Origin of the sequence: Pseudomonas sp. MWU13-2862 (assembly GCF_023242495.1) — a bacterium.
GTDB classification, from domain to species: Bacteria; Pseudomonadota; Gammaproteobacteria; order Pseudomonadales; family Pseudomonadaceae; genus Aquipseudomonas; species Aquipseudomonas gingeri_D.
The window spans coordinates 1-16,830 of the sequence record NZ_JALMEZ010000001.1 but is presented as its reverse complement, the minus strand read 5'-3'; the positions used below and the strand labels follow the sequence as shown (position 1 = coordinate 16,830).

Below are 16,830 nucleotides of genomic sequence, written 5' to 3'. Positions count from 1 at the left end.
CGGCGTTGAGTTGATAGTTGCGCAAATTCAGGAGTAATAGAAATGATGAGTTACGATCGAATCCATCGGCAGGAGCGATAGTTATGTCAGGTCATCTGGACGGAACATTGCTCAAGGTGTTTGTGGCGATTATTGAATGCCAGGGTTTTTCGGCGGCCGCCGAGCGCCTGCACAAAACCCAGTCGACCGTCAGCCAGAGTCTGCAACGGCTGGAGGAGGTGGTCGGCACGCCGCTGATCCACCGCACCAGCCGCAGCTTCAGCCTGACCCCCAGCGGCGAGACCTTTCTGATCTATGCGCGGCGCATCCTCAAGCTGCATAACGAGGCGATCAATGCGGCGCACCTGCCCAATGACCTCGCCTGCATCCACGTCGGGATGCCCGAGGACTACGCGCAATACTGCCTGGCCGGGGTCTTGCGGGATTTTCGCGAACACTTTCCCAAGGTCCGCCCGGACGTCTGCTGTGAAGCCTCGGTGGCCCTGGTCGGGCGCCTGCAGCGCGGCGAGCTGGACCTGGTGCTCGGGGTGCAGCACGCCAATCTGCAGCAGGGCGAGTTTCTCTGCGACGAGCCGTTGGTCTGGGTGACCGCCGACGAGCGTGCCTGGGCGGATGACCAGTCGGTGCCGCTGGCGGTCTATGCCGAGGGCTGCGCCTTTCGCGCCAATGCCATCGACGCCCTGGCCGAGGCCGGTCGGGCGTGGCATGTGGTTTACACCAGCCAGAGCCCGCGAGGGATCGGCGTGGCCATCGAGGGCGGCGACACGGTGGGGGTGACTGCCCGCCGGCTGGTGCCGGAGGGCTGGCGGATTCTCGATGAGCGAGACGGTTTCCCGGCTATCGAGCCGGCCCGGCTGATGCTCTGGCGTTCGTCGGCCTGTCAGGAACCGGGGCTCGAGGCGATGGTGGAGATGCTCGGGCGCCAGCTACTGCGTTCAGACCGGCTCCTGGAGCAGCGGCCGACGGCGCTGGTGGCGGGCCATGACCTGCAATAACAGCAGGCTGGCGAGCACCCAGCCGGCGATCCAGGCATGGATGATGGCGAACGATCCGCCGGCTTGCAGCAACAGGCCGTTGACCCAGTTCGCGCTGGCGCTGCCCAGGCCGTAGCCGACCATGCTCAGGCTCACCACTTGCAGGCTTTGCACGGGTGTCAGGCGAGCGCTGAGGTAGGCGGCCATCAGGCCCCAGACCGGAAAGTAGAACAGCGCGAACAACCCGGCGGCCAGCCAGGTCAGCAGCAGGCCGGGGTGCAATAGAAGGCCGAGCATGGCCAGACCGAAGGCACCGATGCTGATGGCCATGACCCGCAGCGCGCCCCAGCGATCAGCCAGTGACCCCAGCGACATCCCACCCAGCGCGCCACAGGCGCCGATCAAGGTCCAGAGCGAGCCGGTGACCTGCGGGCCGGCACCCAGGCGTTCGCTGGCGAAGGCCGAGAGGAAGTTGAGGAACGGGCCGCTGATACTGCCGATAAAGCCGCTGAGCAGCAGGATATGCACGGCGATGGGCTGTTCCAGGCACAGGCGCAGCCAGCGCCGGAGTACCTGGCCCAGGGAGGCGGCCGTCGTCGGGCGAGTGTCCGGCTGGCGGCCGAGGGGCGCCAGGGCCCAGAGGGTCAGTAGGGTGACGATCAAGGTGAGCCCGGCGCAGATCAGCCAGAAAGCCCCCAGGGAAATACCCTGGAGCAGGGCGATCAGGATGCCGTTCAGGCAGATGGCAAAGGCCGCCCCGGAAGACGCCAGTCCCAGCACCCGGCTGCGGTGGGACGCGGGAATCACTTCGCCGGCCAGGGCGGCAATCGCGTTCCAGTTGGACACCGCACAGGCCGAGACCAGCGCCAGGCACAAGGCAAAGGGCAGGACCCAGGGCGTGGCGACCGCCAGCGCCAGCAGCACCGGGCTGAGCAGCATGGTCAGGCGCACCATGTTCAAGGGGCTGATCCAGGCGGCGGCGATCCCGCTGGCAATCGAAGCGCCCATATAGAAGAGTTGCAGCAAAGCGGCAATGGAGGCGGCCTGGCTATAACTCAGGGAGAAGTGCTGGCGGATTTCGGGTAACAGGGCGGAATAAAGAAAAATACTGAAGCCATGGGTGCTGGCATTGCAGCAGGTGAATATAAAAGCAAGCAGGCCGAGGGTTCTTGTTGGTGTATTTTTTATAGCTGTCATTGCGTGGCCTGAAAAAATAAGTTGTTAGAGGAGTGCGACACAATGGGGCAAAAGTTGGCGTGGCGCCCAATGTAAGTGCGTGGAAATTTTCTGTTTGAAGTTATAGGGCAGGGTAACGTTTATAAGTTGAAAAGAACCAGTGCTGAATACTCATGAGGGCTGTGCGAAATACTCGTGCTATTTATCTCGGGGCGACGGTTTTCTTGCAAAAGCGACCTTTGATCGCAACCTCCTTTATCGCTGATCTGGAACACGACACACATCCTGTAGGAGCAGGGCTTGCCCGCGAAGCTTTTAGCGATCTTGAGGGCCTCTTCGCGGGCAAGCCCTGCTCCTACAGGTTCCGTTGTGTTCTCAAGATCTGCGTCGGCCTCACATTTTGAGGCGGCGGACAGGATTCGCATTTTTTGTAGGACGATAGACAAAAAGGAATGTTACCCACCCCCGGCCCCATGCGATGCTTGTGGCCGTCCGCCCCTTGGTGAGTGTCTTTTCTTGAAACGCAAAATGCCCGCGCTCAATGCGCTCAAAGCCTTCGAAGTGGCTGGCAGCACCGGCAGCTTTACCCGCGCCGCCGAGCTGCTGAACGTGACCCAGAGCGCCGTCAGCCGCCAGGTCCGTCAGCTTGAGGAGCAACTGGGCGAAAGCCTGCTGGAGCGCCGTCATCACCACCTCGAATTGACCAGTGCCGGGCGGGTGTTGCTGCGCGCGCTGCATCAGTCCTTCGACAAGATCGAGATGACCGTGCGTGGCATCCAGGAGAAGAACCACGCCAACCGTTTGCGCATCAATGCGCCGCCGACCTTTACCAGCCGCTGGCTGTTGCCGCGCCTGGGGCGCCTGCGCCAGCAACATCCGGGGCTGGAACTGAGCATCACCACACGCCTGCAGGACAGCCTGGCCGAGACCAGTACCCTGGACTGCGCGATACGTTTCGGCGATGGCGAATGGGATGGCCTGGACAGCTCGTTGCTGATGCACGAGCGGCATATCGCTGTCTGCTCGCCAAGCCTCTATGCCCGCGAGTTGAGCGGGCAGGAAGAGATCGACCTGAACCGCCTGACCCTGCTGCATGTACTGGCCAAGGAAGATCAGCGCTACCTGACCTGGAAACACTGGCTGGACGCGGCGCGGATCAGTGGCGTCGATACCTTGAGCGGTTATGAGTTCGACCTGCTGGACCTGGCGATTCGCGCGGCCATCGACGGCTTGGGCATCACCATCGCCGACTGGCATATGGTGGCCGGCGAACTGGCCTGCGGACAGTTGACCCAGGTGCTCAACGTGCATGTCGACGGTCACCAGTCCTACTGGCTGGTGACCCGCCAGGAACAGACGCAGATCCCCCAGTTGCAGATTTTCAGCCAGTGGTTGCAGGAAGAACTGGAGCTGGCGCGGCGGCAGTTGGAGCCGTCGATGGCGGCGCCGATGCCGGTTATCTGAAGGTTGGGCGGTAACCTGCATTTTTTGAATGTTTACCGCCTGAATTAATCGTTTGTTCATCCCGCGTCGGATGACAAGACTGCTGGCTTCTCAGATAAGAAAAGTACGAGAACCAGTACATGTCCACCCAGCGCAACTTTGTTAACGGTCAGTTCGTCGAGCCCGCCGGTACTGCCCGGATCGCGGTCTACAACCCTGCCACCGAAGCCTTGATCGACCACGTACCGGCTGCTACCTCCGTCGAGGCGGTCGAAGCCGTCGAGGCCGCCGCCGCCGCCCAGAAGCTCTGGGGCAAGCTCACCAGCATCGAACGCGCCGAACATCTGCGCAGCTTTGCCGGCGCCCTTGAAGCCTGCGCCGAAGACATCGGCCAGGCCCTGGCGGCGGAGTCCGGCAAGAGCGTCGCCGACGCCAGCAACGAAGCCCGTTATGCCGCGCAGATCACCCGCTACCACGCCGAATGGGCGCGGCGCATCGAAGGCGAGATCATTCCCAGCGATACCCCGGACGAAAACCTGTTCCTGCAGCGCGAGCCCATCGGCGTCGTCGCTTGCCTGATTCCGTTCAACTACCCGGTCTACACCCTGCTGCGCAAGATCGCCCCCGCGCTGATCGCCGGCAATACCGTGGTAGTGCGCCCGAGCAACAACACGCCGATCTCGGCCTTTGAAATTGCCCGGGCCGTGCAGCAATCCAGCCTGCCTGCCGGGGTGGTGAATATCCTCACCATGGACCACGACACCGCCGCCAGCGTCTGCACCCACAAGGCCGTCGGCCTGATCACCCTGACCGGCAGCGTCAACGCCGGGCGCATCGTGCTCGACTACTGCAAGGCCAATATCGCCAAGCCATCCCTGGAACTGGGCGGCAAGACCCCGGCGATCATCGAGGCCGATGCCGACCTGGAACAGGCCGCCAGCGCCATCGTCGCCTCCAAGACCACCCATTGCGGCCAGTTGTGCACGGCGGTGGAGCGGGTCTATGTCCACGAAAGCGTGCACGACCGTTTCCTCGCGCTGCTGAAAGAGAAAATCAGCGCGGTGCAGTTTGGTGACCGCGCCGCGGATGCCAGCCTGATGGGCCCGCTGGTCAATGCCAGCTCACGGCGCAATATCCACGCCATGGTCGAGCGGGCCGTGGCCGACGGCGCGGTGTTGGAAACCGGTGGTGGGATCCCCGAAGGCCCGGGGCATTTCTATCCGCCGACCCTGCTCAGCGGTTGCCGCCAGGATATGGAAATCGTCCAGGAAGAAATCTTCGGCCCGGTCCTGCCGGTGCTCAAATACCGTGATATCGACGAGGCGCTGGCCATGGCCAACGATCACCAGTTCGGCCTGTCGTCGGTGCTCTATACCGAGAACTACCGCACGGCGATGAAAGTGGCCAATGCCATCGAGTCCGGCGAGCTCTACGTCAACCGCACCCCGGCCGATCCTTACCAAGGGTTCCACGCCGGTTGGAAACGTTCCGGCCTGGGCGGCGATGACGGCAAGCACGGCATGCTCGAATTCACCCAGACCCGACTGGTGGTCATGAAGTACTGAGACAGGCTTTACGCGACACGCTATTCCAATAACAACAATCGATAGAGAAGGGCGACCGTGCACTGCCGGATCGCCCGAGGTCCCAGTACATGTCCAAGCCTGCTGCTGTTCAGGTTCACGCCGCCGCCACGTCCGCCAGAAGCGACAAGGGCAGCCGTTATTTCCAACTGATGTTGCTGGTGCTGGCCGCCGGGGCGATCTACCCGATCCTCTACCTGCGCCAGGTCTACCAGACCACCATGCTCGAAGTGTTCCATATCAATCACAGCGAGCTGGGTTACCTGTACTCGATGCTCGGCACCCTCTTCCTGCTCAGCTACCTGCCCAGCGGCTGGCTGGCGGATCGCCTGGCACCGCGCTTCCTGATCTTCTTCTCGTTGGTCGCCACCGGCCTGCTGGGGATCTGGTATTCCACCGCACCGTCGATGACCGGCCTGATGATCATCTTCGGTTGCTGGGGCCTGACCACCGGCCTGACCTTCTGGGCCTCGGTGCTCAAACGGGTCAAGATGATCGCCGAGGCCTCCGAGCAGGGGCGCTTCTTCGGCATCCTCGACGGCGGTCGCGGCCTGGTGGAAGCCATGCTCGCCACCGTGGCCCTGGGGCTGTTCGCCTACGCCACCGAGACCCGCAGCGAGTCGGCGGCCGAAGGCTTCAAACATGTGGTCTACCTGTACTCCTTTACCTGTATCGCCATCGGTTGCGTGCTGGTCTCGCTCAAGGACCCCAAGTCCGTGGCGGCCGTTGAAACCCAGGAAGAAAAGGCCTCGCACACTCTGCTCAGCGACCTGGCCTTCCTGGTGAAGATCCCTGAGTTGTGGCTGGTGACCGCCATCGTGTTCTGCGGTTATCACATCTTCTGGGCCACCTACAGCTTCTCCGACTACCTGCAAGGCAGCGGCATGACCGCGGTCATGGCCGGCACCATCACCACCATCAAGTTGTGGATGCGCCCCATCGGCGGTCTCGGCGGCGGCTACCTGGGGGACAAGTTCTCGAATATCTCGGTGCTGATCGTTGCACTGCTGCTGGCGACCCTCGGCATCCTCGGGCTGATCGTCTTCCCTGCACTGGGCAGCATCGGTGTCCTGGTGGCCACGGTGATCTTTATCGGCCTGATGACCTACGCCATTCGCGGGTTGTACTGGGCAATCCTCGACACCTGCAAGATCCCGCTGCGGATCACCGGCCTGGCCATCGGCATTGTCTCGGTGGTCGGCTACCTGCCGGACACCTTTATCCCGTTGATCAACGGTTATCTCACGGAAAACTTCCCTGGCGCCCTCGGTTACAAGCTCTATTTCGGCTACATCGCCTTTATTGGCGGGCTTGGAACCCTGGCGGCCCTGGCGCTGCGTGCGCTGGTCAATAAAAAGGCAGGTGCCTGATATGAAAATCGTCTCCCTGGAAACCCATATTGTCGCCGTACCGCCGCCGCACATCGGTGGCATGTACTGGCTGTTCGTCAAGCTCAAGACCGACTGCGGTATTGAAGGCGTCGGCGAGATCTACGCCGCCACCTTCGGTCCCAAGGCGATGGTGCCGATCATCGAGGACGTGTTCGAGCGTTACCTGCAGGACCAGGACCCGCACCATATCGAGCGCTTCTTCCGCCAGGCCTACTCCAGCGGTTTCACCCAGCGTCCGGACCTGACCATGATGGGTGTGGTCAGCGGCCTGGAGATGGCCTGCTGGGACATCATCGGCAAGGCGGCGAACAAGCCGGTCTATGAACTGCTGGGCGGCAAGGTCAACGAGCGCCTGCGCTCCTACACCTACCTGTACCCGGTCAACAGCCGTGGCGAGTACGACTACGACGACCCGGACCTGGCCGCCGAATGCGCGATAGAGAATATGAAACTGGGCTTCACCGCCGTGAAGTTCGACCCTGCCGGGCCTTACACCGCCTATTCCGGCCACCAGATTTCCCTGGAGGTGCTGGAGCGCTGCGAAACCTTCTGCCGCAAGATCCGTGAAGCGGTGGGCGACAAGTGCGACCTGTTGTTCGGCACCCACGGGCAGATGGTGCCGTCGTCGGCGATTCGCCTGGCCAAGCGCCTGGAGAAGTACGACCCACTTTGGTTTGAAGAGCCGGTACCGCCCGGCCAGGAAGACGCCATGGCGCAAGTGGCGGCCAAGACCACCATCCCGATTGCCACCGGCGAGCGGCTGACCACCAAGTACGAGTTCTTCAAGTTGCTGCAGGCCGGCGGCGCGTCGATCCTGCAGATGAATGTGGCGCGCTGCGGCGGCCTGCTGGAAGCCAAGAAAATCGCCAGCATGGCCGAGGCCTACTACGCGCAGATCGCCCCGCACCTCTACAACGGTCCGATCGGCGCCGCGGCCAGCTTCCAGTTGGCGACCTGCACGCCAAACTTCCTGATCCAGGAAAGCATCATGACCTGGGGCGGTTTCCACGCCGAAGTGCTGACCAAGCCGCTGCAATGGGAAGACGGCTACATCATCCCGTCGACCGAACCGGGTCTTGGCGTCGAGTTGAACATGGACGTGGTGCGCAAGCACACGCCCTACACCGGCCAGCGGCTGCACCTGCAAATGGCGCCGACGCCCGCCGATGTGAAAGACACCTCGCCGGCCAGGGGCTGAGCCATCCTGCCGCCCTGGGACAGGGCGGCGTTTTCAACGAATCAGCGGTAACCTGCATGACATACGACTACATCATCGCCGGCGCGGGCGCCGCCGGTTGCATCCTCGCCAACCGCTTGTCGGCTTCGGGGAAATACTCGGTCCTGTTGCTGGAAGCGGGCGGCAAGGACGCTTCGTTCTGGTTCAAGATCCCGGTCGGTTTCGCCAAGATGTATTACAACCCGACCTTCAACTGGATGTACTACAGCCAGCCGCAGAAGCAACTGCACAACCGGGAAATCTACGCGCCCCGGGGCAAGGTCCAGGGCGGTTCGGGTTCGATCAACGCCATGGTCTACGTGCGTGGCCAGGCCCATGACTTCGATGACTGGGCGGCCAACGGCAATGACGGCTGGGCGTTCAAGGACGTGCTGCCGTACTTCCGCAAACTGGAAAACCACCCGTTGGGCGATACCGAATATCACGGCGGCAGCGGGCCGATCAGCATCACGCCGATGCAGGGGCATACGCACCCGATCTGCGATGTATTTCTCGAAGGCTGCCAGCAGTTGGGTTATCAGCGCAGCGACGACTTCAATGGACCGAAGTTCGAAGGGGCGGGGGTCTATGACGTCAACACCCGCAATGGCCAGCGCAGCTCCAGCAGCTTCGCCCACCTGCACCCGGCCCTGAGCCGGCCGAACCTCACCGTCGAACACCATGCCTTGGTGGATCGGGTGTTGTTCGACAACGACCTGCGGGCCATCGGCATTTCCATCAGCCAGCACGGCGTGGCGCGCTCGTTCAAGGCCAACAAGGAAGTGATCCTGTGTGCCGGTGCGGTGGATACGCCGAAGATCCTGCAACTGTCCGGGGTCGGTGACCAGACACTGTTGAGCGAACATCGGGTGCCGGTGGTCAAGCATCTGCCGGCGGTGGGGCAGAACCTGCAGGATCACCTGTGCGTGAGCTACTACTACAAGGCCAATATCCCGACCTTGAACGATGAGCTGAGCTCGTTGTTCGGCCAGCTCAAGCTGGGCCTGCAATACCTGCTGACCCGCAAGGGCGCGCTGGCCATGAGCGTCAACCAGGCCGGCGGGTTCTTCCGCGGCAATGAAGAGCAGGCGCATCCGAACCTGCAGATGTACTTCAACCCCTTGTCGTACCAGATTCCGAAGAACAACAAGGCCAGCCTCAAGCCGGAGCCGTATTCGGGCTTCCTGCTGTGCTTCAACCCGTGCCGGCCGACCAGTCGCGGCAGCGTGCGGATCGCCTCGAAGAACCCGGCGGATGCGGCGCTGATCGACCCGAACTACCTGAGCACCGAGAAGGATATCGACGAGGTGTTGCAGGGCAGCCGGCTGATTCGCAAGATCATGCAGGCGCCGGCCTTGCGGGCGATTACCGTCGATGAAGTGTTGCCGGGCAAGGCGGTGAATGACGACGCGGCGATGTTGGAGTATTTCCGCGAGAACAGTGGGTCGATCTATCACCTGTGCGGTTCGTGTGCGATGGGTTCGGATCCGCAGGTGTCGGTGGTCGACAAGCGCCTGAAGGTGCATGGGATGAAGGGGCTGCGGATTGTCGATGCGTCGATTTTCCCCAACGTGACGTCGGGCAATACCCACGCGGCGGTGCTGATGGTGGCGGAGAAGGGCGCGGACCTGATTCTCGAGGATGCCTGAACGGGCGAGTGAGGCGTTCTTGGGGAGGGTGTAAGGCTCTGGGGCCTCTTCGCGGGCAAGCCCTGCTCCTACAGTGATGTGTCGCTCACCCATATTGTGTACGACACATCACTGTAGGAGCAGGGCTTGCCCGCGAAGGCGTCGATTCAGGCGACGCAAGGCTCAAGGATTCAGGCTCCGGAACGGGTTACTTCTGCGGATGCTCCAGCAGGAAATTCCCCAATGCCTCGAACGCCGGCAAGGTCACCGGGTCGTTCGCCGAATTGCTTGCCACCGGGTGGGAGGCATAACGCACGATCACCATCTCGGCCTTGGGATCGATATAGATCCGCTGGCCATGGACGCCCCGGGCCATATAGGCCCCGTGGTTGTTATGGGTCACCCACCACATGTCGCGATAGCTCCAGCCCTTGAGCAGCGAGTATCCGGCTTTGGCGAATGCGGCCTTGTCAGCCCCACGTCGAATATCCTCGACCACCTTAGCCGGTACGATCTGCTGGCCGTTGGCGCGGCCGTCGTTACGGAGCATTTCGCCGAAGCGTGCCAGGTCTCGCAGACCTGTATTCAGACCACCGCCGGCGAACGGCGTGCCAATCGAGTCAACGGTGAAATAAGCATCCTGCTCGGCGCCCATGCGGCTCCAGATCCGTTCCGACAGCACCTGCGCCACGTTATGCCCGGTGGCCCGGGCGATCACCCAGCCGAGCACGTCGGTGTTGACGGTCTTGTAGGAGAAGGCATTGCCGTTCTCACCTTGCGGTTGCACGGTCTGGAGAAATTCGTAGTAGGTGCGCGGACCCTGGTAGTCGGCGGGCTTGGGCAAGGGGTTGCCGGCCTGGGCGTGGGCCCAGACACCGGCATTCGGGTCGCCGTAGTCTTCGCTGTAGTCCAGCGCCGTGGTCATGTCCAGTACATGGCGCACGCTGGCAGTGCCGAAGGCCGACTTCGCCAGCTCCGGCACATAGTCCTTGACCTCCTTGTTCACATCGATCAGCCCTTCGGCCACCAGCGTCGCGCCCAGGGTACCGATCACCGACTTGGTCACCGACATCGCGGCGTGCTGGCCCTGGGGAGTAAGCGAGCCGAAGTAGCGCTCGTACACCACCTTGCCACGGTGCAATACCACGATGCCGTCGGTGTAGGTCGCCGCCAGGGATTGTTCCCAGGTCATCGGCGTTTTCGTGTCGAGGGTGGTGAAGCTCAGGCGATCAATGTCATTGCGCAAGACTGATGGCAACGCAACCGGCCCTTCAAGGCCCCGGGACACATTGGTGGTGGGCATCAACTGGCGAAAGTGCGAGACGCTCCAGCGCAGGGCCGGGAAACGGAAATAGCTGCCGTCCTCGAAGCGCAGGATGCGATCGGCCGGCGGCGGGGCGCCGATCATCCAGCCGAGTTTCGTCGGGTCGCTGGCGGTGGCATCCGGGAAGGGGGCGGACGCTGTTTCGGCGAGGGCCGTGGAGCAAGCCAGTGCGCTGAACAGCAGGCACAGGCCCGGTCGTACCCTGTTGAAATACGTCTTGAACATATGAGCCATCCTTGAATCAGTGGGCAGAGCTTGGACAACCGGGCGCGTTTGTGCAACCCGCTGCGACGTCGCAGGCGAGCGGACCGGGGGCGGGGAGAGCGGCTTTTGACAGCGTGAGGCCTTTTGCGCGGTAGTGATTCGTATTGAGTCGCCACAATGCTAAAGTCGCTTCTTTTTTTCGGCAGGGAATGGTCATGCGGATGTTAATCGGGGCGTTGGCGGCAGTGGCGTTGGCGGGCTGCATGGGGCCTGCGATGAACCAGACCCGTACCACCGGGCCGACCAAGAGCTTCACGTCGAGCAAGGCCGAGGATGTCGTGGCCCAGTGCATTCAGTTTGCCTGGCAGGAAGAGGCGGTGTTCGGTGTCGATGCGGCGGCTTATCTGCAACCCGGCTACAAGAGCGGCTCGACCGTTTATACCCGGGGCTCGGAGTTTTTTGCCGACGTGCGCCACGAAGGCGCGGACACGCGGGTCGACTACTACGCGACCGTCAGCAAGCCGATTGGTGTGAGAAGGCTGGCCGCGCTAGCAACCTGCCTGTAACACCTGGTTCCTACAAGGGCGGTTTGCTCAGCGCGCCCTTGACCGCCCCCAGCGCGATATTGTGCATCAACGCCCGATAGGTCGCCGCATCCAGTCCGGCTTCCTCGGTCCAGGCCGGCAGGTTGTTCAGCAGGCAGAGAAAGGTCCGCACGGTGGTCAGGGCCAGGGTGGCGTCGGTCGACAAGCCCAACGGCCCCAGCAACTTGATCAAATGAGTCTCATAGCGCCTGCGCAAGACCAGGATCGCTGCCTGGTGCGCGGCTTCCAGGCAATGGAACTCATGCTCGGCGACCCGGAAGAAATCACCCTTGGCGCGATGCAGGTCCAGGTGCGCGGCAATCAGCTCGTTCAGACGCTTTTCCGCCGAGCGCGCGCTGCGCACCGGTTGCGTGACAATCCCCAACAGCTCCAGGTGCAGACTCTCGATCAGTTCGAAGAGCAAGGCCTGCTTGCTCTCGATATGGTTGTAGATCGAGCCCGCCTGGATGCCCAGGTGCCCGGCCAGTTCACGCAAGCCCACTTGGGCGAACCCGCGCCGGGCAAACAGCGCCACGGCTTTTTCGCGGGTTTGCAGATGGCGCGAGGCCCGTGCCTGAAGCTCGGCTTCAGGCACGGCGGCGAGGGCTGCACGGGGCATGACGATCAGCACTCGTAGCTATAGAAGCCGCGACCGCTTTTACGGCCCAGATAACCGGCGGCCACCATTTCCTTGAGCAACTGCGCCGGACGGTACTTGGGTTCGTCGAAGCCCGAGTGCAGGCTTTCCATGATCGCCAGCAGGGTGTCCAGGCCGATCAGGTCCGCCAGGGCCAGCGGGCCGATCGGTTGATTGCAGCCCAACTGCATGCCGGCGTCGATATCCTCGGCGCTGGCCAGGTCTTCCTGGAGCACGAAAATGGCTTCGTTGATCATCGGACAGAGGATGCGATTGACCACGAAGCCCGGGCGGTTGCGGGCGGTGACCGCGGTCTTGCCGATCTGGCTGGCCAGGGCCATGGCCTGGGCATGGGTGGCATCGCTGGTCTGCAGGCCACGGATGACTTCCAGCAGGCCCATCATCGGCACCGGATTGAAGAAGTGCAGGCCGATAAAACGCCCGGGCTGGTCGATGGCCGCCGCCAGTTCGGTGATCGACAGCGACGAGGTGTTGGTGGCGATAATGCATTCGGCGCTGGCCACTTCGGCCACCTGCCGCAGAATGCGTTTTTTCAGGTCGAGGTTTTCCGTGGCCGCCTCGATCACCAGTTCGGCCCGGGCCAGCACCGCGTAGTCGCTGCTCAGGCTGATGCGGCCGAGGGCGGCTTGCTTGTCCTCGGGGGTGATCACGGCCTTGCGCACTTGCCGGTCGAGGTTGCCGGTCAGGGTCGCCAGGCCTTTATCCAGGGCCTGCTGCGAGACGTCGATCAGCGACACTTCAAGACCCGCCACCGCGCAGACCTGGGCAATCCCGTTGCCCATGATGCCGGCGCCGATCACGGCGATACGTTGAATACTCATGTTCTGTTGTCCTTAAACCCGTTCGAAGATAACGGCGATACCTTGGCCGCCGCCGATGCACATGGTGGCCAGGCCGTAGCGGCCGCCGGTGCGATGCAGTTCATGAATCAGTTTGGTGGCGATGATCGCGCCGGTGGCGCCCACCGGATGGCCCAGGGCGATCCCGGAACCGTTGGGATTGACCTTGGCCGGGTCGAAGTCCAGCTCCTGGCTGACGGCGCAGGCCTGGGCGGCGAAAGCGACGTTGGCTTCGATCACATCCAGGTCGGCCACCGTCAGGCCGGCGCGCTTGAGGGCCAGGCGGGTTGCCGGGATCGGGCCCAGGCCCATCAGCTCCGGTTCGAGCCCGGCATGGGCGTAGGCCACCAGGCGGGCCAGGGGTTTCAGGCCGTCGCTCTGCAGCGCGGCGCCGGTGGCCAGCAACAGGGCGGCGGCGCCGTCATTCAGGCCCGAGGCGTTGCCGGCGGTGACGGTGCCGTCTTTCTTGAAGGCGGTTTTCATCTGTGCCAACTGTTCCAGCGAAGTCGCTCGCGGGTGCTCGTCGACACTGAACAATTGAGTGCCCTTGCGGCTGCGCACTTCCACCGGGACGATCTGCGAGGCGAAACGACCCTCTTCGATGGCACGGCTGGCGCGCAGTTGTTCTTCCAGGGCCAGGTCGTCCTGCATCTGCCGGGTAATGCCATTGCGTTCGGCAATGTTTTCGGCGGTGATGCCCATATGGATGCCGTGGAACGGGTCATGGAGAATGCCAAGCATGTAGTCGACGGCCTGGACATTGCCCATGCGCGCGCCCCAACGGGCCGAGGGCAGCAGGTAAGGGCCGCGGCTCATGGATTCGGCGCCGGCACCGATGGCGATATCGGCGTCGCCGAGCAACAGGGTCTGTGCCGCCGAGACAATCGCCTGCAAGCCCGAGCCGCAGAGGCGGTTGACGTTGTAGGCCGGGGTTTCCTTGGGAATGCCGGCGTTGATGGCGGCGACCCGGGACAGGTAGGCGTCCAGGGTATCGGTGGGGATCACATTGCCCATCACCACATGGCCGACTCGCGCCGGATCGACGTCGCTACGTTGCAGGGCGGCCTTGACGGCGGTGGTGGCCAGTTCGCTCAAGGGAACGTCTTTCAGCGAGCCGCCGAAAGTACCTATGGCGGTACGGGCGGCGCTGACGATATACACTTCGGGCTTTGACATGGGGGCAGTCCTGATTATTGTGGGGATCAGCTTGCATGATCCTGGTTGGAGTGGAGGCAGTTCATCCAGTGCGGCCAGTCTAGGACCGTCGGTCCACTCGGCCTATGCCGAAACTGCTCAGTAAACCTGTGACTTTTTGCCATACGCAGCTTGGGATTCATGAAAGAAAAACATTCGGTGTCGTCCTACTTCATTAAAGCCCTGCTGGTGCGTTTTCTCGACCGCCCGCAGCGCATTGCCGAGCTGCTGCAGGCCGCGGGCTTTGCCGAGCGTTCCCTGGACGAACTGGGGGAGCGGGTTGCACCGAAGCTGCTGGCACAACTCTGGCTGACGGTGATCGGCGAACTGGGCGACGAGTTCTTCGGCTTCGATTCCCACGGCATGCCCATCGGCAGCTTTGCCCTGATCTGCCGGGGGCTGATCCAGGCGCCGACCGTGGGCAAGGCCCTGGGTCTGTCGCTGGAGTATTTCGCCCTGTTCCTGCGGGATATCGATGCCCAGGTGCAGGTCCGTGGCAAGCGGGTGGTCGTGGTGATGCGCACCGAGACCCAGGACCCTTACCTGCAAGCGGTGATCACCGAAACCTTCCTGATCCTGATCGTCGGCCTGATGTGCTGGCTGGCCGGACGGCGCATTCCCATCAGCCGTGCCCGCTTCGCCCATGCCCGTCCGCCCCATGGTGATGAACATCTGCTGTGGGGCGCCTACGTGGAGTTTGACGCGGCGGTGACCGAGATCGAATTCGAGCGCGAATACCTGCGCTTGCCGGTGCTGCAGGATCGCAAGTCGCTCTACACTTTTTTGCGCGATGCGCCGCAGTCGGTGTTTATCCGTTTCCGCAATCGCGAGGGTTTCAGCGCCCGGGTCCACCAGCGCTTGCGCGCCTGTGGTTATGACCATTGGCCGACTCTGGAGCAACTGGCGGTGGAGTTCGATATCCACCTGGCCAGTCTGCGCCGGGCGTTGCAGCGCGAAGGGTTTTCCTATCAGGAAATCAAGGACGAGGTGCGCCGGGCCATCGCCTTCGAGCGGCTGCGCAGCAGCACCATGAGCATTGCCGATATCGCCCAGGAAGTGGGTTTTCGCGAGCCCAGTGCCTTCCACCGCGCGTTCAAGCAGTGGACGGGGGAGAGCCCCGGGAGTTTTCGTTTACGCGGATCGCAAGGATCAGCACAGCCCTGACGGATTCAGCTATAACCTTCGTTTCATCCATCGCTGTCCACTCACCGAGGAACCGTTCATGCCGTCCCAGCATCTGACCGAATACGAAGACGCCAATCCGGAAGTGCGCGCCGTCTACGACGACATCATGCATACCCGCAAGGTCGACCAGGTCAATAACTTTTGGAAGTGCCTGGCCGCGCACCCGCCGACCTTGCGCCGGACCTGGGAGAGCCTCAAGGAGATCATGGCCCCCGGCGCGCTGGACCCGCTGACCAAGGAACTGATCTACGTCGCGGTCAGCGTCACCAATAACTGTCCGTATTGCATCGCTTCTCACACTGCCGCCGCGCGCAAGGCCGGGATGAGCGACGAGATGTTCGGCGAGTTGCAGGCGGTGGTCGGCATGGCCAACGAAACCAATCGCCTGGCCAACGGTTATCGCGTGCCGCTGGATGAGGCGTTCAAGCTGGACTGAAGCGATATTTCAACGCCGCGCTCGAGAAACCGATAGGTCCGCTCATCCTCCGAGTGCGCTACGGCGTTTTCAATATCTCACTTCCTCAACTGAACGGCATCCCGGCAAGCCCGGCTCCTAGGCGGCTTGTGCGGGTCTTAGCATTTTGATCCATTCGGCCGCCAGGCGATGGCAATCCCCTGGCCAGCGCGCGGTCAGCAGGTTGCCGTCGCGGACCACGAAGCCACGGCCCGGTTTGGCCGCGGAATCGCGCAGCAGCGCTGGCGGGCCCTGGGAAAAGTCTTTTGGCGTGGCCAGCGCCGCCTTGATCTCGGACTCGACGGTTTGTGGGTAGGTCCGGTAGTAGCGGCCGAGCCACGGCGCGGTGATCAGCCAGGCGGCCAGTTCCATGGTGGTGGACAGCAATGCGGTGACCTTGCGCCCATGGAGCACCGAGCGCCCGCTGTCGGGGTCGAGAGTGCGGGCCAGCAGCAATGGGCCGTGGCACACCGAGGCGACGGGTTTGCCGGTTTTGAAGAAATGCAGGACGATGCGCATGGCTTCGTCCGACTCCAGCAGGCTGCGCATGCCCTCGGCATGTCCGCCTGGCACGAACAGCCCTTCGAACTGCGTGGGGTCGACATCTGCGTAGGCCAGCGGTTGGCGAAAATGCTCGTCGGTGATCATCGTGTTGTAGCTTTGCAGGTCACTGTCGCGGGTCATCAGCATGGGGTTCAGCAGGCCGAAGCCGTGCTCCACCAGACGCGGGTCGGCGTAGGCCGGGGCACCCAGCGGGGTAGCGAAGCGCACCTCGATCCCGGCCCGGCGCATGGCCTGCCAGGGGACGCTGCTTTCGGTGGGGTCGTAGTCGGAGTGGGGGAGCAGGATAAGAATCATGCAGGTGGCTCGATTTCTACAGGGTAGAGATCGAGGATAGCAGCAGGATCGTTACCTGGCCGTGCCGGATAACGCCATGAAGCCTGTAGGCGATAGCACAGCAACAGCGTACGCCGACC

The 16,830-nt window shown here is 62.8% G+C and carries 15 protein-coding genes; 9 read left to right on the top strand and 6 right to left on the bottom strand.

The window, feature by feature from the left end; translation table 11 throughout:
• Nucleotides 1-83: 83 nt before the first annotated feature.
• Nucleotides 84-995 (top strand): LysR substrate-binding domain-containing protein, encoded by a 912-nt coding sequence (locus tag M5C56_RS00075; RefSeq protein ID WP_103499362.1) that lies wholly within the window; start codon nt 84-86, stop codon nt 993-995.
• Here M5C56_RS00075 and M5C56_RS00070 read toward each other — a convergent pair.
• Nucleotides 936-2,171, bottom strand: a complete 1,236-nt coding sequence (locus M5C56_RS00070) for an MFS transporter (protein ID WP_103499361.1) — start codon at nt 2,169-2,171, stop codon at nt 936-938. The genes M5C56_RS00075 and M5C56_RS00070 overlap by 60 nt on opposite strands.
• 495 nt (nt 2,172-2,666) lie before the next feature.
• Here M5C56_RS00070 and M5C56_RS00065 point away from each other — a divergent pair, with 495 nt between their 5' ends.
• The 5 genes from M5C56_RS00065 (at nt 2,667) to M5C56_RS00045 (ending at nt 9,432) form a co-directional block, all read left to right on the top strand.
• Nucleotides 2,667-3,614: a LysR substrate-binding domain-containing protein gene (locus M5C56_RS00065; protein ID WP_103498454.1), complete on the top strand. Its 948-nt coding sequence runs from the start codon at nt 2,667-2,669 to the stop codon at nt 3,612-3,614.
• A 119-nt stretch (nt 3,615-3,733) separates the two neighbouring features.
• Nucleotides 3,734-5,158: an aldehyde dehydrogenase gene (gene aldA / locus M5C56_RS00060; RefSeq protein ID WP_103498455.1), complete on the top strand. Its 1,425-nt coding sequence runs from the start codon at nt 3,734-3,736 to the stop codon at nt 5,156-5,158.
• Between the two features lie 89 nt (nt 5,159-5,247).
• Nucleotides 5,248-6,546: an MFS transporter gene (locus M5C56_RS00055; protein ID WP_103498456.1), complete on the top strand. Its 1,299-nt coding sequence runs from the start codon at nt 5,248-5,250 to the stop codon at nt 6,544-6,546.
• Nucleotide 6,547: 1 nt separating this feature from the next.
• Nucleotides 6,548-7,765, top strand: a complete 1,218-nt coding sequence (locus tag M5C56_RS00050) for a mandelate racemase/muconate lactonizing enzyme family protein (protein WP_103498457.1) — start codon at nt 6,548-6,550, stop codon at nt 7,763-7,765.
• 56 nt (nt 7,766-7,821) lie between these two features.
• Nucleotides 7,822-9,432, top strand: a complete 1,611-nt coding sequence (locus M5C56_RS00045) for a GMC family oxidoreductase N-terminal domain-containing protein (protein WP_100943524.1) — start codon at nt 7,822-7,824, stop codon at nt 9,430-9,432.
• A 187-nt stretch (nt 9,433-9,619) separates the two neighbouring features.
• Here M5C56_RS00045 and M5C56_RS00040 read toward each other — a convergent pair whose 3' ends face one another.
• On the bottom strand, nt 9,620-10,960 hold the full coding sequence (locus M5C56_RS00040) for a serine hydrolase (protein WP_103498458.1): 1,341 nt from the start codon (nt 10,958-10,960) through the stop codon (nt 9,620-9,622).
• 194 nt (nt 10,961-11,154) lie between these two features.
• On the opposite strand from M5C56_RS00040, the gene M5C56_RS00035 reads away from it, so the two are divergent.
• Complete coding sequence (locus M5C56_RS00035; protein WP_178129766.1) at nt 11,155-11,505, top strand: hypothetical protein; 351 nt, start codon at nt 11,155-11,157, stop codon at nt 11,503-11,505.
• A 10-nt stretch (nt 11,506-11,515) separates the two neighbouring features.
• On the opposite strand, the gene M5C56_RS00030 is transcribed toward M5C56_RS00035, so the two are convergent.
• The 3 genes from M5C56_RS00030 to M5C56_RS00020 are packed head-to-tail and all read right to left on the bottom strand — an operon-like array spanning nt 11,516 to nt 14,196.
• Nucleotides 11,516-12,142, bottom strand: coding sequence for a TetR/AcrR family transcriptional regulator (locus M5C56_RS00030; RefSeq protein ID WP_103498465.1), 627 nt, complete (start codon nt 12,140-12,142; stop codon nt 11,516-11,518).
• 5 nt (nt 12,143-12,147) lie between these two features.
• Nucleotides 12,148-13,002 (bottom strand): 3-hydroxybutyryl-CoA dehydrogenase, encoded by an 855-nt coding sequence (locus M5C56_RS00025; RefSeq protein ID WP_103498459.1) that lies wholly within the window; start codon nt 13,000-13,002, stop codon nt 12,148-12,150.
• A gap of 12 nt (nt 13,003-13,014) precedes the next feature.
• The gene (locus M5C56_RS00020; RefSeq protein ID WP_103498460.1) at nt 13,015-14,196 is read right to left on the bottom strand and encodes an acetyl-CoA C-acyltransferase family protein; all 1,182 of its coding nucleotides are present in this window, start codon (nt 14,194-14,196) and stop codon (nt 13,015-13,017) included.
• 159 nt (nt 14,197-14,355) lie between these two features.
• On the opposite strand from M5C56_RS00020, the gene M5C56_RS00015 reads away from it, so the two are divergent.
• Together M5C56_RS00015 and M5C56_RS00010 are read left to right on the top strand one after the other, a co-directional pair.
• Nucleotides 14,356-15,378, top strand: a complete 1,023-nt coding sequence (locus M5C56_RS00015) for an AraC family transcriptional regulator (RefSeq protein WP_103498461.1) — start codon at nt 14,356-14,358, stop codon at nt 15,376-15,378.
• A 58-nt stretch (nt 15,379-15,436) separates the two neighbouring features.
• Entirely contained in the window at nt 15,437-15,835 is a 399-nt protein-coding gene (locus M5C56_RS00010) for a carboxymuconolactone decarboxylase family protein (RefSeq protein ID WP_103498462.1), read from the top strand.
• Between the two features lie 117 nt (nt 15,836-15,952).
• Here M5C56_RS00010 and M5C56_RS00005 read toward each other — a convergent pair whose 3' ends face one another.
• The gene (locus M5C56_RS00005) at nt 15,953-16,711 is read right to left on the bottom strand and encodes a DJ-1/PfpI family protein (protein WP_103498463.1); all 759 of its coding nucleotides are present in this window, start codon (nt 16,709-16,711) and stop codon (nt 15,953-15,955) included.
• Nucleotides 16,712-16,830: the final 119 nt, after the last annotated feature.